Below are 18,138 nucleotides of genomic sequence, written 5' to 3' on the forward strand. Positions count from 1 at the left end.
TCTTTGTATCGTAAAAAAAATAAGAATGAGAATCGTATCACATAAAAAAATAAAAGAATTTTATGAAACGAAAGGCCGTGAAGATACACGTGTAGCTCTGGAGCGCTGGTACGATATAACGGAAAAGGCTAATTGGAGAAGCCTATCAGATATAAAAGTTGATTTTCCTGCTACCGACTATGTCGGTAACCAACATTATGTATTCAATATAAGAGGAAACAGTTACCGGTTGATTGTAGTTATTAAGTTTACCATAGGATATGTTTATATACGCTGGGTTGGGACTCATAAAGAATATGAAAAGATTGATTGTTCAACTATATAATGGAGAAAAAGAACATGGGCAAAATAACAAAACAGCAGTACGAAGTTGCATTAGCAAAAGTAGAGGAACTTTTATCTCTCGTAGATGACAGCGTACCTGTAACTGACAGCAATGCCGTTTTACTAACTATTTTTTCTGATATAATTATCTCTTATGAGCAAGAACATTATCCTATTGACAAACCAACGGTTTCGGAATTGATCGAGTTTGCGATTCAAGAAAAAGGAATGACACAAAAGCAATTAGCCGGAGAAATTGGAGTTAGTCCATCAAGAGTGAATGATTACATCTCCGGACGTTCAGAGCCCCCCCTAAAGATAGCAAGATTGTTATGTAAAGTATTAGGTATCTCTCCTGAAGCCATGTTAGGCTATTAAAGTGTTTATGGGCTTTCGCAAGAAGACATAGAGGAGGATTAAGCAAGTACCGGCAAACTATAACGGCAGACTTGATGGGACACTTGCTATTTTTATTCGGACTCGGTGATAAGCATACGTTGTTTTAAAAAACAGAATAACTTGTGACATCATAAAAAACATCACGCAGGATCATTTGTTTTCTCGATCCGCTTTTTTAAACTGCCTGCGAAACGAGATATTTTCTCGTTCGCTTTAGTTACATGGATGAATGCCTCCGTCGATATTCGGCATGCAGGTCGCACTTTCACGCATCACCCGGTTCACATCTTCCACAGTTGCATCTACCGGTCCGGAACGTTCGATTTTTAAGGTCGAGAGAGCGGCTGCGAAGTTTCCCGCCTCGTCGATGGTCGCTCCCTTAGCGCGTCGGTAAAGATATCCGGCCATATAGGTGTCGCCACATCCGGTAGGATCGACCACTTGGTGAGGAATATAGGCCGGTATGCGATAAAACGTTTGTCCGTCGTAAATGAGCGAGCCCATGCTCCCGAATGTAAGCAGTACTTCTTTTATCCCCCATTCACAGAGTTTTTTTGCAGCCCGAGAAGCGTCTTTGTAACCCGTCAGCACCTCCATCTCCTGCTCGTTGGCTTTGAGGAAGTGAATCGATCGAAATGCTTCGTGTTTGTTCGTCCAATCGACAGCGTACACATGCGTATCGCGCACTTCACGCAGATATCCTTGCGAATCGACCGAAATCAGGCCCTTGCCGGCCAGATACCGGAGTGTATCGAGCGGAAAATCGTCCGCCAGCAATGCTCCGAGATGAAAAATCCCGGCATCTGCCTCATGCAACGGTTCTACGGTAAACGGAGCCGCCTTAGCCAGCACACGCTGCGTACGATCGTCCGGATTGTCACCGTAAATATTTTCAAAATACACGGAATATGGGCTCGGCAGAACGGTTGTACGGATGCCCAGCGCCGTCAGTTCGTCCGTAACGCCTCGTTCCGATGCTCCGACAGCGGTAACCAGCGCATAGTCGAGATCGTCGAAGCGTTTGAGTGCGTGCGAGACGTAGAAAGACGTCCCGCCGGGCATATAGACCGTGTTTCCGGGGGTAACAACCTTATCAAGGGTGATATGGCCAATGCAGCAAAATTCGTGTTTCATTGCGGGTATTTGTTTAAGCCCATGATATTATTTAGAAGTTATCAATACGAATAATTCGGTGTAAACGTATCGCCGTCGTCCGGATTACCGCCCATTATCCACATCAACAGCCCGACAACAATCATTCCTCCGATTCCTGACGAAGCCTTACGTCCGCCGGACTTTCCGCGGCGATCTTCCACATTCGTACTTTCTCTTCTCCCCTCCAGTTTCATCTACTTAAATATTTCTTACGCGTTTATTTTCGTCATTTTTCCAACAAAAGTAGTGAAAAAATCTATCGTGTAAAATGAAACATGTATATTTGCGCATGAATCAAAAATAAAAACATCATGATGAGAAAATGTATAACATGCAGTATGGTGCTATTCGCATCGTTTTCGGCGATGTATGGACAAGAGGGACAGGAAGAAGAGGGCTATCAGTTTACAACCGTCAAAGAAGTGAAGATTACACCGGTAAAAAACCAAAATCGCACGGGAACATGCTGGTCGTTCTCGGGGGTGGGGCTTATCGAGGCCGAATTGTTACGAACGGGAAAAGGGGAATATAATCTTTCCGAGATGTTCATTGCCAACCATTCGTACAAAGACAAGGCCGATAAATTTGTACGGCTGCACGGAAAGTTGAATTTTGCACAGGGGGGCTCATTTGCCGATGTGATTTACGTGTTTAAACACTACGGTGCTGTCCCCGGAGAGCTTTACAAAGGTCTGGAATACGGACAGGACAACCATGTGCATGGTGAGTTGGCCGAGGTAGCTACGGCCTATGTAAATGCAGTCATCAAGAATCGGGACAAAAAACTGTCCACAGCGTGGAAAAAAGGATTTGACGGTGTCATCGACACGTATCTGGGTAAACTCCCCGAAACATTTACATATCAGGGCAAGCAATATACTCCCAAGAGTTTTGGTGAATCGCTGGGGCTGAATTTCGATGATTATGTTTCATTGACCTCTTATACGCATCATCCGTTTTATTCGCAGTTTCCGCTTGAGATCGAAGATAACTGGCGGTGGGCGCCAAGCTATAACCTCCCGATCCATGAACTGATGGAAGTGTTAGATCATGCCATTAATAACGGTTACACGATTGCATGGGGATCGGATGTGAGTGAAAAAGGTTTTACTCGCAATGGGATTGCCGTAGCCGCCGATATCGAAGCGCTGGAATCGTCGGGTTCGGATCAGGCGCGTTGGGTCGGACTGAGCCAAACGGAGAGAGACGCCGAGGTCAAGAAGTTAGTAGAAAAACCCTGCAAAGAAATAGAGGTGACACAGGAGCTTCGCCAGCAGGCATACGATAATTATCAAACGACCGACGATCACGGTATGCTGATCTACGGTATCGCGAAAGATCAGACCGGCAAGAAATTCTATATGGTGAAAAACTCGTGGGGAACGGAGAGCAAATACAAAGGGCACTGGTATGCATCGGAAGCATATGTCGCTTACAAAACCATGAATATCGTCTTGCATAAAGACGCATTACCCAAAACCATCCAATCGAAACTGGGGATAAAATAACACCATATGGAATCGTTGGTCGATAAAGTAGAAAGGGTGGAGCAACGCCGGCGCAAATGGCGCAAAATACGTAATATCACGATGTTGATAATTGTGGCAGTTTTGCTGGCAGGTGGTTCGTTTTATTACTACTTCCCATTTGCCAAAGGCATCAAAACCGGCCGGTTGAATTACGTCGTTTACAAGGGGATTCTATTTAAGACTTACGAAGGCCGACTGATTCAGTCGGGTATTCGCCCCAGTGCAGACGGAGGTATCCAGTCGAACGAGTTCATGTTCTCCGTTTCGGATGAAGCCGTGGCGGAAGAACTGATGAGCGCGGGAGGTCAGACGGTGGAACTGCATTATATCGAGTATCTTGGTGCAGTGCCCTGGCGCGGTTACTCGCGTTATGTGGTCGATCGCATCGTCGATATCTCATCCGATAAAGAGGAGGTAAAAGAAATCGATATCCCGTCGGAAGTGATGTAAAAATATCGGAAGATTAATTTTTGACAAAGGCGGAGGCTGCATTGGCGGCTTCCGTCTTAATCATTTTATTTCGGGAAATAACCAAGAAACATCTTGAACCATTTTCTTTAGGTACGGTAAGCTTCTTAAAGAACGGCTACGTATCCGCTTTCGTCAATCACCTTTCGTGCGGCCTTGCTCGAAAGTAACTCAAACATTTGATAAGCCATCGATGCTTTATCTGTATCGGCACGGATCGCAGCATAAACATAGGTAGTATAGGGGTATTTCTGCGTTCGTATGCTTTCGTGCGAAGGAAGTGCACCGTTAATTGCTACGGTCGGATATTGTGCCGGCTGCCGGACAATACGATCGTAATAATAATAGACCGTGTACCCGATACCGTCGGCATCGGACAGAATCGAATAGAATGGGGACAGCATGGAACCACCCATCATCTCCGGCCATTTCTTCATCGTCAGACCTTTCATTACGAGGGTCTCCATTTTCTCCTGACTACCCGAATTAGGATTGCGCATATAAGGGTGAATATCCGCCTCCTTTCCTCCTACATCAGACCAGCGCGTGATTTTTCCCGTGTAGATGTTTTGTATCTGTTCGGTCGTTAGAGCACGAACGGGATTCTCTGGGTTGACAATAAATACGAGTGCATCGAGTGCAATGGGCTTCTCGATCAACCGGATACCTTTTTGCTCGGCATACGTCTTTTCGTCTCTCGAAATACTGCGTGAGGCGATGATCAGTTCCGTCTCTCCATCGATCAGACGGGTGAAGGCGCCGTGCGTTGTCGGGCATTGCAGCTTCTCTTCGAAAAAGCGTTGTTCTGCATCGGTTAGCTTGCTGTAAATGGGAATGATATCCCATGTGTCATTCAATCCGATATACTGGAACCATTTGTACTCGATATTCAACAGTTTACAAGCCAGCAGCGTCTGTAGAGGTCTGGTCGAGGTGGAGCAACTCATTTTCGGAAAGTTATCGAGGGTCAGTCCCTCAAGCGTCAGCGACGGATTGTCGTTGGGTTCCGTCTTGTCGCAACTGCTGAAAACAGCAAGGCATAATGCCATCAAAATCCAGTTTTTCATTGGGTCGTATTTTTATTGATGAATGAATATCCTTCTTTGTATCTGTTCTCTACGTGGTGCAATATTAGATGTTATTTATCAGAATAACAAATTAATCTCTTCTTTGCGGCATATTTTTCATAAAAACCGGTATCCCGAAAGAAAAGAACCTTATCTTTGCGACTTAAACAATAATAACGTGTATGAATCGGAAGACTTACGACGCGACCTTTTCACCTTTCCGCAGTTTTACGCGCGAAGAATGGAAACAGCTGGAAGAACATCCCCAGTTTCCGGTTGCCGATATGGATTTAACGCAGTTGCAAGCCTTGAACGAGCCGCTTACGATCGCCGAGGTAGAGGATATTTATATGCCGCTGATCCGTCTGTTGCAGATTCATATTACGCATTATCGTCACCTGCACAAAGAACGTGAGGACTTTTTCAAGAATCCCGGCCGTCAGGTTCCTTACATCATTGGGATTGCCGGAAGCGTGGCGGTAGGAAAAAGCACGACGGCCAAGGTTTTACAAAAGCTGCTGTCCATGCTTCCTGAAAAGCCGGAGGTGGAGCTTGTCACCACCGACGGATTTCTCTATTCCAACGCCGAACTCGAAAAACGGGGACTGTTACATAAAAAAGGATTTCCCGAGAGCTACGACGCCAAGAGGCTATTGGCGTTTCTGGCCGGTGCAAAGTCGGGACGCGAAATACTCGAAGCGCCGGTCTATTCTCATCTTTATTACGATATTATACCCGGAGAAGTATGTCGTATCCGGAAGCCCGACATCTTGATAATCGAAGGGATTAACGCGTTGCAGGTAACCTTGAACACCCAACCGTGTCGGCGCGTCTTCGTATCCGATTTTTTCGACTATTCCATCTATGTCGATGCCAGTGAAAAGGATATCAGACAATGGTATATCGAGCGATTCAAGAAGTTGCAGACCTCTGCTTTCGCCAATCCCGACTCGTATTTCCATCAGTACGCCTCATACGATGAAGAGACTCTGAGGCAACTTGCGGTCCGGGTCTGGGAAGAGATTAACCGCCCCAATCTTGAGCAACACATCCTTCCTACCCGCTTCCGTGCCGATCTGATTCTTGAAAAAGGCGAGCATCATTTTGTCCGAAACATACGGATCAGGAAAATCTAAATCTGATGCCGTAAAGCGTTCAATCGTCTGAAAGACCTTACCGAGAAAATTGAGCAACGCCGATCTCTGTTAAAAAAATAAAAAAACACTGATTTCTTTTGTTGGATTCATTACATGATTTAATTTTGCGATTAAATCATTTGATTAACATGAAACCAAAAGAAGAAAACATGGAGTACAAGATTCTGAAAGCAGCCGAAAAACTGTTTTTGGAACAGGGGTTTATCCGTACCAAGATGGCGCAGATAGCCGAAGAGGCGGGATGCAATCAAGCGCTAGTACATTACTATTACCGGACGAAAGAGCTTCTTTTCGAAAAAATCTACGAGGAGAAGATCGAACAGATGCTTTCGAATCTGCTAATCACTACTTCGTCTGATGCTCCATTTGAAGAAAAGATCCTGAACTTGATCAGCGTGCATTTCGAGTTCTTGAAACAGAACCCGCAGCTTCCGGCGTTCTCGCTTAACGAAGGGCTGAACAACTCATCAGAAAACATGACATTTCTGATCCAGAAGTTTAAGAAAGCATTACAAACGGTAATTATTCCGATGGAAGCGGAACTGAAGAAAGAAATCGAGAAAGGGACTATCCGCCCGATCTCAACGATAGACTTGCTGTTTACCGTCTTATCGTTGAATATAGCACCGTTTCTCATTGCTCCCATCTTTCGGAATGTATGGGAATTGTCGGAAGAGGAATTTCATGCGTTGCTTGACCAACGGAAAGAAGAAGTGTCGCGTACTATCTTGGCTCGTCTGAAAAATTAATTTGTTGAAGGATTGATCCGAACTCCGGTTCTCATGATCGATCCTTTTATTTTATACGTGAATTAACCAAGAAATTAAATAGATGAATTAATATAACAGTTATGAAAAAGATAATCATGATCACCCTGATATTGACGAACGGCCTTTGTGGTTTCGCTCAGGTCACGATCGAAGAATGTCAGCGGCGGGCGCAGGAGCACTATCCGCTGGTCAGGCAGTACGTACAGATTGAAGAGGCCGAAGCATCCCGGCTGGCCAATGCCGGAAAAGGCTATTTGCCGCAGGTGAAGCTTTCGGGTAACGCTTCGTACCGTTCGGAGGTCACCCGTCTTCCGTTCGATGCGTCTCAATGGGGAATACCGGGATTGGACATACCGGCGCTCAGCAAAGATCAATATGCGCTTTCGCTCGATGCGCTGCAGGTTCTTTGGGATGGGGGCGAAATAAAGTCGGGAAAAGAAAGTGTACGTACGGCGGCTCAGGTGGAGAGGAGACGTGTAGCGGTTGGACTTTATGCGTTGTATCAGCAGGTCAACACTGCCTTTTTCGGGGTCTTGCTGGCAGATGCCGGCCTGCATCAAAACAAGTTATTACAAGAAGAACTGGCACGAAACTATCAACGCGTGCAGGCTTGTGTGCAGCATGGCATATCCGAAGAAACAGACCTCCATGTCGTGCGCGTGGAACAGTTGAAAGCGGAGCAACACGCTACGGAGCTTGCCGGCGTTCGTGCCGCTTGTATCGCTATCTTGGCGAATTTGACCGGAATGGAAGCCGATGAAACGACAGATTTTGTCAGGCCGGTACTTCTACCCACCGTTGCAACATCCGTTAGCCGTCCCGAATTATCCCTATATGACGCACAAATCAAAAATTACGAGGCGGAGAATGCTCTTGTTACGGCCGGACTATTTCCCAAATTTGCGCTTTTTGCGACAGGAGGATACGGAAAGCCCGGACTGAATATGCTGGAGAATAGATTCGCTCCCTATTACATTGTCGGCATGAAATTCGAATGGAACATCGGCCGTTTTTACACGCTGAAGAACCGTCGGAAGCTGATCCGCAACCATATCGGACAAACGGAGATACAACGTGAACTGTTTCTGTTCAATACCCGGTTGGACATGATCCGGAAAAATAAAGAGATTAAACAGTGCGCCGAACAATTGAAATACGACGACGAGATCATTCGCCTGAAAACGGCAATCCGGAAGGCTTCGGAAGCTAAAATGACCAACGGCGTCTTATCGGTCACCGAATTGATGAGAGATCTCCATGCCGAACAGATGGCCATACAGGATAAAATCCGTCATGAGATCGCATATATGCAAGCTCTTTACGATCTTAAATTTACCGCCGGACACACGAACGAATAATCATTTAATCATAGATTTATGCAAGCAAATAAATTCTTAATCATCGCAATGGCCATGATTGTCGCAGCCTGCGGAAATAAAGACGGAGACTGCGATGCCTCAGGCATATTCGAAGCGACTAAGGTCATGATCTCGGCCGGAGAAACGGGAGAACTGCTACGAATAACGGTTCGGGAAGGAGAAAGCGTGAAAGCGCATGAGTCACTTGGGCTGATCGATACAACCCGGCTATACCTGCAAAAAATACAACTCTCGGCCGGCCTGATGGCCATTGAGAGTCGACGGCACAATATCCCCCGTCAGATTGCCTCACTCAAACAGCAGATTACCACACAACAGAAAGAGTACAAACGATACGCGAACTTAGTCGAAGCACAGGCTGCCGCTCCGAAAATACTCGACGATATCGGCGCGCAAATCGCCGTGCTCGAAAAACAATTGACAGCTCAGGAAGACGTGCTGGCTAACGGAAACCGAAGTATCGCGGGCGAGCGTATAGGATTGCAAGCACAGATCGCACAGATCGACGACCGGATCGGAAAAAGCATTGTGTCCAGCCCGATAAATGGTATTGTGCTGTGCCGCTATGCCGAACCGGGAGAACTTGCCGTACAGGGACGACCACTTCTGAAAGTCGGTGACCTCGAAAACATGATTTTGCGGGCTTACTTCACGGCCGACCAGCTCACTCGGCTTCGCATCGGACAAAAAGTAAGCGTATATGCCGACTGGGGTACTTCGGAACGGAAAGAATATGCCGGAACAGTTGTATGGATCTCGGATAAAGCCGAATTTACACCTAAAACGATCTCTACAAGGGATGAACGTGCCAATTTAGTGTATGCCGTAAAAGTCGCAGTTCGGAATGACGGATATATTAAACGGGGAATGTACGGCGAAATCCGCGTCGCCCCCGCTGCAACCGAAATCTCCCAAATAAAAGCCGGATCATGAAAGCTGTTTCAGTACATCATCTCAGTAAAAAATACGGTCGCGTGACAGCATTGCACGATGTGAGCTTCGAGGTAGAGCAAGGTGAAATCTACGGTATCATTGGTCCCGACGGGTCCGGAAAGACGACTCTTTTTCGTATATTGGCGACGCTCCTGCTCCCTGATAACGGAAATGTCATCGTCAGAGGATATGATGCCGTGAAGGAATACTGCGCCGTACGACGCATCATCGGCTATATGCCCGGACGATTCTCGCTCTATCAAGATCTTACGGTCGAAGAAAACCTGAACTTTTTTGCTACTGTCTTCCATACGACGGTACAGGCAAACTATCCCCTGATCGCAGACATCTACCGGCAGATCGAGCCTTTTAAGAAACGGCCGGCCGGCAAACTGTCGGGGGGCATGAAACAGAAGCTGGCGCTGAGTTGCGCGTTAATACACAAGCCGGATATATTACTGCTCGATGAGCCCACGACGGGGGTAGATCCTGTTTCGCGCAAAGAGTTCTGGGAAATGCTCTTCAGACTTAAAGCGCAAGGCGTCACGATCCTCGTCTCCACGCCTTACATGGATGAAGCGAAGCGGTGCGACCGGATCGCCCTGATTCAGGGAGGACACTTCCTGCGAGTAGATACTCCCGAAGGCATTGTGGCCGGATACCCGCATACATTGTTCGCTCTTCGTTCATCGAAAGACATGTATCATTTGCTGAACGATCTGCGATCGCATGCTCATGTGCGGTCGGCCTTTTCGTTCGGGGAAAATTGCCATGTTACGTTGTGGACAGATTCTACACCGGACGAACTGCTCCATTATCTGAATAAGAAAGGACATACGGGTATTGAAATGACTCCGATCTGTCCTTCGGTTGAAGATTGTTTTATGGATATACTCGGCGAGAAGGAGGAATCATGAAAAAAGATGTGATTATAGCCGAAACGTTAACGAAACAATTCGGAGCGTTTACAGCCGTCGATCGTATCTCGTTTACCGTGGGTGAAGGAGAGATTTTTGGTTTTCTGGGTGCGAACGGCGCGGGAAAAACAACGGCTATGCGGATGCTGTGCGGGTTGAGTCGTCCGACGTCGGGACGAGGGTTCGTCGCAGGGTTCGACATCTGTAAGCAAGCAGAAGAGGTGAAACGACACATCGGCTATATGAGTCAGCGATTTTCGTTATACGAAGATCTGAAAGTCTGGGAAAACCTGCGACTCTTTGGCGGTATCTACGGAATGAAAGACCGTGAAATTACAGCGAAAACGGAGAGCATCTTGCACGAATTAGGCTTTGAGAGCGAACGCAACACACTTGTCAAAGCCTTACCCTTAGGGTGGAAGCAAAAACTCTCTTTTTCCGTGGCGGTCTTTCATGAGCCGAAGGTCGTTTTTCTCGATGAACCGACGGGAGGGGTCGATCCCATCACCCGTCGCCGTTTCTGGGAACTGATTTATCAGGCCTCCGCAAGAGATATTACGGTCTTCGTGACGACGCACTATATGGATGAGGCCGAATACTGCGATCGGGTATCGATCATGGTAGACGGAAAAATCAGCGTGCTGGACAGCCCGAGAAATCTGAAAAAGCAATTTGGCGTCTTGACGATGGACGAAGTCTTTCGTCGACTGGCGCGCGAAGCAACACGGAAAGGAGATTGATAAAGCGATGAGACAGTTTCTATCATTTGTAAAAAAAGAATGGTATCATATCATCCGAGACAGAAGGACGGTACTTATTCTGCTCGGGATTCCCGTCATGCAGATTCTGCTGTTCGGCTTTGCCATTACAACGGAAGTAAAAAACGCGCGTCTTGCCGTATTCGATCCGTCGCACGACGAGATGACACAACAAATCAAAAGCCATTTTCAGGCAAGCGAGCGTTTTATCCTTACGGAAGAACTGACTTCTCCGCACGAAATAAATGATGTGTTTACACGCGGAAAGGCTGATCTGGCGCTCATCTTCGGCGAACGGTTTGCCGAAAACCTGCGTCATACGGGCGAAGCCTCCGTGCAACTGATCATAGACGGTGCCGAGCCTAATCAGGCCTCGATGATGAGCGGCTATGCACAACAGATACTTTACATGTACCGACAGGAACTGGCCGGAGAACACCTGCCTTCCTGCCGAATCACAGCACAGGTGAAGATGCTCTATAACCCACAAGGCAAAAGCGTCTTTTATTTTGTGCCGGGAATTATGGGGATGATTTTGACACTTATCTGCGGGATGATGACGTCCATTGCCATCGTTCGGGAAAAAGAAACAGGTACGATGGAACTGTTACTCGCCTCACCCATGAAGCCGGCGTATATTATTTTAGCCAAAATCGTGCCTTATTTCGTACTGTCGGTATTGAATCTCGCCACCATTCTGATCCTGTCCGTTTCCGTACTGCACGTATCGATAGCCGGAAACTTGATCTTGCTGACCGCTGTTTCGCTACTGTTCATTTTTCTTGCTCTGTCGGTAGGGCTGTTTATTTCAGGCCTTGTCGACAATCAAACAGCTGCCATGCTGGCCTCGGGCATGGGCATGATGATGCCCGTCATGTTGCTTTCGGGTATGATCTTTCCCGTGTCCAGTATGCCTGATGCGTTACAATGGCTCTCGGCCGCCGTGCCTGCCCGCTGGTACATTCAGGCCGTAAAGAAAATCATGATACAAGGTGTCGGACTGCGCTTTGTGCTGAAAGAGATTGCCATTCTTACGGCTATGGCTTCGGTCTTTGTCGCCTTAAGCTTGAAACAATTTAAAACCCGTCTGAACTGAGAATATCATGTTGAAATATTTAATCGAAAAAGAATGTAAGCAGTTTTTCCGGAATCCTTTCCTCCCGAAACTGATTCTTGTAATGCCTCTGACGGTGATTCTGATTATGCCGTGGGCTGCGAATCAGGAGATCAAAGACATCAGGTTGGCAGTGGTAGATAACGATCGCAGCTCCGTTTCGCAAAGGTTAATTGCCAAAGCAACGGCCTCCGGCTATTTTCGGCTGACCGATGTTTTACCAACTTATTCTGCTGCAATGGATGGCATTGAGTCGGGTGAGACAGACATGATCTTGGAGATTCTTTCAGGATTCGAAAAGAAGATTATCAGCGAAGGACACAGTGACGCGATGATTTCGGCCAATGCGGTTAACGGAACACAAGGAGGTTTGGGGACCTTCTATCTGACAAACATACTGAATGACTATTCGGCCGAATTAAGGGAAAGCTACGGCATGTACACGTACATCTCGCTCCTGCCCGTCGAAACATTCGATATCGTGGCGCGATATCGCTTCAATCCCCGTCTGGACTACAAGGTCTTTATGGTGCCGGCGCTGATGGTCATGCTGCTGACGATGCTCACCGGCTTTCTTCCGGCCCTGAACATTGTCGGAGAAAAAGAAACGGGTACTATCGAACAACTCAATGTTTCTCCGGTCGGACGAATGGCTTTTGTGGCAGCTAAACTTATTCCTTACTGGATGATCGGCTTCTTTGTCTTGTCGCTATGTATGGTATTGGCCGTATGGGTATACGGAATTTTTCCGGCAGGCAACCTGTTAACGATTTATATTTTTGCGACGATCTATATTGCGGTCGTGTCGGGAATAGGGCTTGTGATCTCAAACTATTCCGAGACGATGCAACAAGCTATGTTCGTAATGTATTTCTTTATGATGGTGCTTATTCTGATGAGTGGTCTGTTTACTCCCATCGCGTCCATGCCTTCGTGGGCACAAATGATCGCGGCGTTCAATCCGTTGAAATATTTTGTCGAAGTGATGCGATCGATCTATCTCAAAGGCAGCTCGTTCACGGAACTAACGAATCCGTTTCTTATTTTGTGCGGCTTCGCAGCCGTTTTCAACTTCTGGGCTATCCGGAGCTATAAGAAAAACAATTAATAAAAGTGCTGTTGAACTGTTGTTATACAATTTTATTTGCCCGTTTATTCGATTCGTAGACATATACAACTCCGTTTCCCTGGAGTTCGGCGTGCCTTGCGGTGGCGAAGATGTGGATATGATAAAGGGAGCAATGCGTTTGACACTTGCCGAGGGAGACGAACCGTTTATTACGCTTGGTAGCGACGAGAACGAGCCGCCTTATAGGGGCGAGATTGTCTATAAAGACGACGAAGGCGCCATTTGTCGTTGTTGGAATTGGAGGGAGTCTGTTCGCACGATGCTCACAGAGGATATCCACAAGGCTATCTTCGTTATCGAGTCTGTCGACGGATTTAACGGAGCAATCATTGGCGAAGTGTTAGATGTTTTACGTCAGCGTATCACAGATTTTCTCGGAGGGAATGTCGAAACAGCCTTACTCACCAGAGATAACAGCGGTTACATATCCTTGTTCCTCTCCAACCATGAGCGAAACATTATAATCTCCTCAAAGTCATGTACCATGAATACTATGGGAAGTAATATCATCAAAAATTGCAGATGTGTCATAAGAAATCGGTATTACAAGCCATAGATAGATTACAAGTCTTTCAATAGTCCGTTTTTATTCATAGGTGAAAATCATAAACTAACAACTGTTTTTGTGAGCGATATTTGAACATAAATGCAAAGATAAAGAATTTGATGCAAAATGAATAGAAATCTTGTACTTTTGCAGGGATAGTGTTAATTATTTTATTGAAAAATCAGAATTTATATACTTTTCGACAGGCCCGATTTAAAAAGAGCCGTCCCCAGATGAGACGGCTCCCGATTGTATAAAAACAGGCGAAATTTAAGGGCATAATACGTATAACATCCTTACGGTTTCGCTATCGTGCAGGTATATTTCTGCGCGTCGGAGAGCGAGAGCGTGATCTTATACGTGCCGGCCTTGACGGCGATGTTGGCGCCGCCGAAGGTCAGATGCTCCGGATCGCCGCCGAGGTTGACGTCCCACACATCGTTGGCGCGGAACTTCAGCTCGCCGTCTTTCAGGGCAGCGGTGATCGAATATTCGCTTTTGGCGGCATCGAACGTCATCGGCGTAGAGGTATCCCATCCGCCGTCCGTCGCGCTGCCTATCAGTCCGAAGGTTTGGATGAGCACGGCCGACCATGTGAGCGACGAGATGTTGGCTTTCAGCAGATAGAAGCCCTTTTCGGCTTTCAGGTTGCCGGCCCCGCCGTCGGTCGAGAGAGCGCCGTCTTTCGCTCCGGCGCCGTAGTTGACGCCGTCCCAGCTTTTTTCGGACGTGAACTTGAACTCGCCGTCGAGCGATACGAAGCCGCCGTAGTTCATGAAATCGGTTGAATGAACGAATGGAGCCGTTGCCGGCGACCATCCCTGATGATTGCCAGGCACGTAGAGAAACGGGCTGACGTTGCCCAGCACGGTGACTTTATACGTGTAATCGAGCATATTGAGTTCGATTTTCGTCCATCCGCCGTTTTTGATCTTCATGGCGTTGCCGTTGACCGTGAGCTTGCCGGAGGCCGATTCGTCGCCGTCGACGGCGCAACCCAGTACGCCCTCGCCCCATACGTTTTCCGCCTCGCCTTTCGTAAAGGCGTCGACGCGTGTTTGCGGGATGACTTTCCAGTAGCAGTTTTCCGGCACTTTGAGTATCATCGAGAAGACAGGATTCTCGTACACGTCGCCGCTTTGATTCAGTTTGATGAGCTTCGACACATCGTCGGCCTTCCAGTCGTTCATATTCCCGATCAGGTAATAGGCCTTATCGATAAAGGGCGCTTTCGGCTTGACGGCCAGTGTGAGCGCCACACTGTCTGAGCGGAGCGTCTGTTCGCCCAGAGCGACGAGGGCATACAACCGTCCGCTGAGGGTGCGCAGTTCGGGACGCTTACCGTAGATCGAAACGATCGAGTCTTGCAACGCGCCCGTCTTCACCTGTCCCAGACTGTCGACCTCGAGCGTAACCTTTTCGTTCAGATACAAGACGTATCCTTTCACCCGTCCTGCGGTGAGGGCCGGTTTCGTAATCGAGCAGACTTTCACTTTTTCCGAGGCAACGGTGTTCAGGTCGATCGTTCCGACCTTTTCGGCCTTAAAGCCGATCGTCTTGGCCGTTTCCTGTTCCCATTGCTGGGGAGCGGCTACGTTGCCGTTAAAGTCTTCCGTGCATGCCGTGAGGATCAAAACCGGGCATAGCAGCATCATATACCTGTAGATTGACCACTTTTTCATATCCGTATATTTTATCGTTTCACTTTACATTTATTCATAACGTCCCTTGCCGGTCATAAAGTTCAGGTAGGCGCGTTTGCCTGCGGGCTGAGTGTAACGCTCCTGATCGTCGCCCGAGCCGCGGTAAGCGATTTTTCCGTCGGCATAGACGATAAATTCGGAGTGCCACCAGTCTGCGTCGTCCAACTTCACACACATGCGTACTTCACCGGTCGAAAGGAACGCCGGAGATACGAAGTCGCCTTTGGCATCGGCCGGCACGGTGAACCGTTTTTCATCCGTAGTGTCCCAATTGCCGTTCATCGTATGACCCACTACATAGACATTCGGTTTCTCGAACGCGACGGTGTACTTCAGGTTACGTCCTTCGATAGCCGTTCTGATGACGACGAGGTACCACCCGGCCTTCGCCACCCTGAGGTTGCCTCCCGCGTCGGAAAGGCCTGCACCGGCATGGTCTTCGAGGGTGGCCGAACCGCCAAATTCCCGGCCGTCCCAACCTTTCTCGATATTGAATTTCATCTTGGCGTCTTTCTCGAAGTAGAGGATACGCCAGAACGTGCCATCATTGGCGACGGTGGGTACCATCTCCATGCAATCTTCCCATTTCCAGTTGCCTATCGTACTGCCGACAATGTTCATCGTTTTGGGCAAGACAATGGGGCTGAGTGCAAACTTCGTTCGCATACGAAGTGTAACCGTATTGGAGAAGATTTCGCCTTTGCCGTTCGTTAACGCCGCCTTGAGCCGGACGTAGAGTTTCGAGGTGAGCGGGAAGCGGTCTTCCGTGATTCCCTTTTCGAGCGCCAGCGTAGTTTGCGCCACGGCGATTTCGGTCGCATCGATGGCCATCTTGGCCGTTGTGTACGTTGTGGCCAGTGTGGTAAACTTCCCTTCGGTCGTAAAGTCGTTATCGAGCGATACCTGCACGGAGTAAACCGTGGCGGCCGTAAAGCCATAGTCGGGTTGCGAGCAGGTAAGCTCTACGGACGACGAGTTTTCGAGATCGTACACGGCGCTTCCGGCATAAGCCGGTGTGTTCAGGACGAATTTCGTCGGGGTCTGCAACGTCGGGTTGGAGTTGCGGTCGTCTTCGCATGAGGCGAAAACGAAAGACAGCCCGGCAGCCAGCAGCATGACTGCTATCTTGTTTCTGTTTTTCTTCATCATGATCTTTATCTGTTTTTTTTGACATGTTCGCTTTCCGTTGCCGGAAGATTAATATCCCGGATGTTGTACCAGATTGTTGTTCACGTTCAGGTCGTTTTCCGGAATCGGATAGAGGTTAAGGTGCTTGCCGAAACTCGTACCGTCTTTCACGCCGCCTTTCCATTGCCATACGTAGTTTGTATTGCCTCCGAACTTGCCGAAACGGATCAGGTCGGAGCGTCGCCGTCCTTCAAAGGCGAACTCGCGCGACCATTCGTCCAGAATATGGTCGAGGGTGTACGATGTTTCCGTTTTGGCGTTGGCGCGTTTGCGCAGGGTGTTGATGGCCTCGGTGGCCTCGGCCGCAGCGCCTCCGTTCTGCCGTACCGTAGCCTCGGCAAACGTCAGGTAGGCTTCGGCCAGACGCATCAGCGGCACATCGGTATCCGTATGTTTCGAGTCGTTGGTCGACGCGCCGTCGGCACGCAGGTTCGAGAATTTGACGAAGGAGAAGCCGTTCTCGAACTTCGACGCATCGTCGACCGACAGGGTGCGGTCTTTGCCGAAGAAGAGCGCGCGATCGTCTTTCGCCGCCTTGATGATCTGATCGGTCTCGGCATTCGGGGCGTCGCCCGCCGGGAAGAATTTCTTCACCAGCTGCGGCCGGCAGCGGTTTCCGGCCCATCCTTCGGTGGTTCCGTAAGCCGGCATGTCTTTCGTTTTATGCGTCGAGGCGATCAGGAAGAGGGAGCCGCCGTAGTTGCGCGTTGCGGCACCGTCCTGCAGAATCGGCAGGATAATCTCCGTATTCGCCCTGTTCACCGCGCTGCCGTTGTTGTCGGCCATAAACAGGTGTTTATATACCGGCGACAGGCTGTACGACGTGTTCATCACTTTCCGCGCATATTCGGCCGCCTTGGCCCATTGCGCCGTGCCGGTATATACCTCGGCGTTCAGGTACAGACGCGCCAGCAGAAGCCATGCCGCTGCCTTATCGGCGCGGCCGTAGGCGTTCGTTTGCGGGTCTTTCATCGCTTCGGAGGCTTCGAGCAGCTCTTTTTCGATGAACCGGAAGAGTTCGGCACGCTCTACCTGCGAGGGGTTCTCGGTCGATACCTTCGTTACGAACGGTACTTTTCCAAACATGTCGATCAGGTAGCAGTAGTTCAGGGCACGCATAAAACGCGCTTCGGCACGCTGTACCACGCTTTCTCCGTCGCTTTTTCCATCGGTCTGTTCGAGGAAGAAGTTGCATAACGTCACGTTGAAATACAGACGGTAGTAAAGTCCCGTCACATACTCGTGCGACGCTCCCCACGCGTTGTAATTGAGTTCGGGTATTCCGCCGTCGCCCCAGCAGCAATGCGCTTCGTCGGTCGAGAGCTCGTTCATGTTCCAAATCAGTCGGAAGAAGTCGGACGTTCCTTCGTCAAGGCCGTCCACGTCACCCGTTCCCGTTCCGGCAGGCCCTTCGATGCCGGTCAGCCCCATCGTTGCATAAATTTTCGTAAAGACCTTGTTCCGGTCAAACTCCATCGTGACGCTCGGATCGATCGGTGTCACATCCAGATCACCTACGCACGATACCATGCCCGACATTGAAAAAGACAATGCGGCCGTAATAATCCATGATTTTATCGTATTTCGTTTCATAATGATTT

The 18,138-nt window shown here is 48.6% G+C and carries 19 protein-coding genes; 13 read left to right on the plus strand and 6 right to left on the minus strand.

The window, feature by feature from the left end; genetic code table 11:
* Nucleotides 1-25: 25 nt before the first annotated feature.
* Together BFO_RS09760 and BFO_RS09765 are read left to right on the plus strand one after the other, a co-directional pair.
* Entirely contained in the window at nt 26-325 is a 300-nt protein-coding gene (locus tag BFO_RS09760; RefSeq protein WP_014225548.1) for a type II toxin-antitoxin system HigB family toxin, read from the plus strand.
* Nucleotides 326-339: 14 nt separating this feature from the next.
* Nucleotides 340-702 (plus strand): helix-turn-helix domain-containing protein, encoded by a 363-nt coding sequence (locus tag BFO_RS09765; RefSeq protein WP_041591278.1) that lies wholly within the window; start codon nt 340-342, stop codon nt 700-702.
* 234 nt (nt 703-936) lie between these two features.
* Here the strand turns inward: BFO_RS09765 and BFO_RS09770 are convergent, their stop codons facing one another.
* Both BFO_RS09770 and BFO_RS15380 read right to left on the minus strand, forming a co-directional pair.
* Nucleotides 937-1,857, minus strand: a complete 921-nt coding sequence (locus BFO_RS09770) for a carbohydrate kinase family protein (RefSeq protein ID WP_014225550.1) — start codon at nt 1,855-1,857, stop codon at nt 937-939.
* A 41-nt stretch (nt 1,858-1,898) separates the two neighbouring features.
* Nucleotides 1,899-2,072, minus strand: a complete 174-nt coding sequence (locus tag BFO_RS15380) for a hypothetical protein (protein WP_014225551.1) — start codon at nt 2,070-2,072, stop codon at nt 1,899-1,901.
* Between the two features lie 117 nt (nt 2,073-2,189).
* Between BFO_RS15380 and BFO_RS09775 the strand changes: the two genes are divergently transcribed.
* Together BFO_RS09775 and BFO_RS14125 are read left to right on the plus strand one after the other, a co-directional pair.
* Nucleotides 2,190-3,386, plus strand: a complete 1,197-nt coding sequence (locus BFO_RS09775) for a C1 family peptidase (RefSeq protein ID WP_041590855.1) — start codon at nt 2,190-2,192, stop codon at nt 3,384-3,386.
* Between the two features lie 6 nt (nt 3,387-3,392).
* Entirely contained in the window at nt 3,393-3,857 is a 465-nt protein-coding gene (locus tag BFO_RS14125; RefSeq protein WP_014225553.1) for a hypothetical protein, read from the plus strand.
* A gap of 125 nt (nt 3,858-3,982) precedes the next feature.
* Here the strand turns inward: BFO_RS14125 and BFO_RS09785 are convergent, their stop codons facing one another.
* Nucleotides 3,983-4,942: a PstS family phosphate ABC transporter substrate-binding protein gene (locus BFO_RS09785; protein WP_014225554.1), complete on the minus strand. Its 960-nt coding sequence runs from the start codon at nt 4,940-4,942 to the stop codon at nt 3,983-3,985.
* A 182-nt stretch (nt 4,943-5,124) separates the two neighbouring features.
* Between BFO_RS09785 and coaA the strand changes: the two genes are divergently transcribed.
* The 9 genes from coaA (at nt 5,125) to BFO_RS16760 (ending at nt 13,655) form a co-directional block, all read left to right on the plus strand.
* Nucleotides 5,125-6,078, plus strand: a complete 954-nt coding sequence (gene coaA / locus BFO_RS09790; RefSeq protein ID WP_014225555.1) for a type I pantothenate kinase — start codon at nt 5,125-5,127, stop codon at nt 6,076-6,078.
* A 149-nt stretch (nt 6,079-6,227) separates the two neighbouring features.
* On the plus strand, nt 6,228-6,848 hold the full coding sequence (locus BFO_RS09795; RefSeq protein WP_014225556.1) for a TetR/AcrR family transcriptional regulator: 621 nt from the start codon (nt 6,228-6,230) through the stop codon (nt 6,846-6,848).
* A gap of 101 nt (nt 6,849-6,949) precedes the next feature.
* Nucleotides 6,950-8,227: a TolC family protein gene (locus tag BFO_RS09800; protein ID WP_041590856.1), complete on the plus strand. Its 1,278-nt coding sequence runs from the start codon at nt 6,950-6,952 to the stop codon at nt 8,225-8,227.
* Between the two features lie 18 nt (nt 8,228-8,245).
* Nucleotides 8,246-9,181, plus strand: coding sequence for an HlyD family secretion protein (locus BFO_RS09805; protein ID WP_046472592.1), 936 nt, complete (start codon nt 8,246-8,248; stop codon nt 9,179-9,181).
* Nucleotides 9,178-10,098: an ABC transporter ATP-binding protein gene (locus BFO_RS09810; protein WP_014225559.1), complete on the plus strand. Its 921-nt coding sequence runs from the start codon at nt 9,178-9,180 to the stop codon at nt 10,096-10,098. Before BFO_RS09805 ends, BFO_RS09810 begins: the two co-directional genes overlap by 4 nt.
* Complete coding sequence (locus BFO_RS09815; protein ID WP_014225560.1) at nt 10,095-10,838, plus strand: ABC transporter ATP-binding protein; 744 nt, start codon at nt 10,095-10,097, stop codon at nt 10,836-10,838. Before BFO_RS09810 ends, BFO_RS09815 begins: the two co-directional genes overlap by 4 nt.
* A gap of 7 nt (nt 10,839-10,845) precedes the next feature.
* Entirely contained in the window at nt 10,846-11,952 is a 1,107-nt protein-coding gene (locus BFO_RS09820; RefSeq protein ID WP_014225561.1) for an ABC transporter permease, read from the plus strand.
* A 7-nt stretch (nt 11,953-11,959) separates the two neighbouring features.
* Nucleotides 11,960-13,078 (plus strand): ABC transporter permease, encoded by a 1,119-nt coding sequence (locus BFO_RS09825; RefSeq protein WP_014225562.1) that lies wholly within the window; start codon nt 11,960-11,962, stop codon nt 13,076-13,078.
* Nucleotides 13,079-13,169: 91 nt separating this feature from the next.
* On the plus strand, nt 13,170-13,655 hold the full coding sequence (locus BFO_RS16760) for a B3/B4 domain-containing protein (RefSeq protein ID WP_456243252.1): 486 nt from the start codon (nt 13,170-13,172) through the stop codon (nt 13,653-13,655).
* Nucleotides 13,656-13,942: 287 nt separating this feature from the next.
* Here BFO_RS16760 and BFO_RS09835 read toward each other — a convergent pair whose 3' ends face one another.
* Genes BFO_RS09835 through BFO_RS09845 form a run of 3 tightly spaced genes read right to left on the minus strand, consistent with a single transcriptional unit; the run spans nt 13,943 to nt 18,130 of the window.
* Complete coding sequence (locus BFO_RS09835; protein ID WP_041590857.1) at nt 13,943-15,328, minus strand: cadherin repeat domain-containing protein; 1,386 nt, start codon at nt 15,326-15,328, stop codon at nt 13,943-13,945.
* 30 nt (nt 15,329-15,358) lie between these two features.
* A complete protein-coding gene (locus BFO_RS09840) occupies nt 15,359-16,498 on the minus strand; it encodes a SusF/SusE family outer membrane protein (protein WP_014225565.1) in 1,140 nt (379 codons plus the stop codon).
* A gap of 48 nt (nt 16,499-16,546) precedes the next feature.
* Nucleotides 16,547-18,130 (minus strand): RagB/SusD family nutrient uptake outer membrane protein, encoded by a 1,584-nt coding sequence (locus tag BFO_RS09845; RefSeq protein WP_014225566.1) that lies wholly within the window; start codon nt 18,128-18,130, stop codon nt 16,547-16,549.
* Nucleotides 18,131-18,138: the final 8 nt, after the last annotated feature.

This window comes from Tannerella forsythia 92A2, assembly GCF_000238215.1.
In the GTDB taxonomy this organism is placed as follows: Bacteria; Bacteroidota; Bacteroidia; order Bacteroidales; family Tannerellaceae; genus Tannerella; species Tannerella forsythia.

What these genes read in the sequence shown, in the direction of transcription:
- BFO_RS09795 (WP_014225556.1), top strand. Translation starts at nt 6,228, where the DNA reads ATGAAACCAAAAGAAGAAAACATGGAGTACAAGATTCTGAAAGCAGCC.
- BFO_RS09815 (WP_014225560.1), top strand. Translation starts at nt 10,095, where the DNA reads ATGAAAAAAGATGTGATTATAGCCGAAACGTTAACGAAACAATTCGGA.
- BFO_RS09770 (WP_014225550.1), bottom strand. Translation starts at nt 1,857, where the DNA reads ATGAAACACGAATTTTGCTGCATTGGCCATATCACCCTTGATAAGGTT.
- BFO_RS09820 (WP_014225561.1), top strand. Translation starts at nt 10,846, where the DNA reads ATGAGACAGTTTCTATCATTTGTAAAAAAAGAATGGTATCATATCATC.
- BFO_RS15380 (WP_014225551.1), bottom strand. Translation starts at nt 2,072, where the DNA reads ATGAAACTGGAGGGGAGAAGAGAAAGTACGAATGTGGAAGATCGCCGC.
- BFO_RS09840 (WP_014225565.1), bottom strand. Translation starts at nt 16,498, where the DNA reads ATGATGAAGAAAAACAGAAACAAGATAGCAGTCATGCTGCTGGCTGCC.
- BFO_RS14125 (WP_014225553.1), top strand. Translation starts at nt 3,393, where the DNA reads ATGGAATCGTTGGTCGATAAAGTAGAAAGGGTGGAGCAACGCCGGCGC.
- BFO_RS09800 (WP_041590856.1), top strand. Translation starts at nt 6,950, where the DNA reads ATGAAAAAGATAATCATGATCACCCTGATATTGACGAACGGCCTTTGT.
- BFO_RS09765 (WP_041591278.1), top strand. Translation starts at nt 340, where the DNA reads ATGGGCAAAATAACAAAACAGCAGTACGAAGTTGCATTAGCAAAAGTA.
- BFO_RS09785 (WP_014225554.1), bottom strand. Translation starts at nt 4,942, where the DNA reads ATGAAAAACTGGATTTTGATGGCATTATGCCTTGCTGTTTTCAGCAGT.
- BFO_RS09835 (WP_041590857.1), bottom strand. Translation starts at nt 15,328, where the DNA reads ATGAAAAAGTGGTCAATCTACAGGTATATGATGCTGCTATGCCCGGTT.
- coaA (WP_014225555.1), top strand. Translation starts at nt 5,125, where the DNA reads ATGAATCGGAAGACTTACGACGCGACCTTTTCACCTTTCCGCAGTTTT.
- BFO_RS09825 (WP_014225562.1), top strand. Translation starts at nt 11,960, where the DNA reads ATGTTGAAATATTTAATCGAAAAAGAATGTAAGCAGTTTTTCCGGAAT.
- BFO_RS09845 (WP_014225566.1), bottom strand. Translation starts at nt 18,130, where the DNA reads ATGAAACGAAATACGATAAAATCATGGATTATTACGGCCGCATTGTCT.
- BFO_RS09775 (WP_041590855.1), top strand. Translation starts at nt 2,190, where the DNA reads ATGATGAGAAAATGTATAACATGCAGTATGGTGCTATTCGCATCGTTT.
- BFO_RS09760 (WP_014225548.1), top strand. Translation starts at nt 26, where the DNA reads ATGAGAATCGTATCACATAAAAAAATAAAAGAATTTTATGAAACGAAA.
- BFO_RS09810 (WP_014225559.1), top strand. Translation starts at nt 9,178, where the DNA reads ATGAAAGCTGTTTCAGTACATCATCTCAGTAAAAAATACGGTCGCGTG.
- BFO_RS09805 (WP_046472592.1), top strand. Translation starts at nt 8,246, where the DNA reads ATGCAAGCAAATAAATTCTTAATCATCGCAATGGCCATGATTGTCGCA.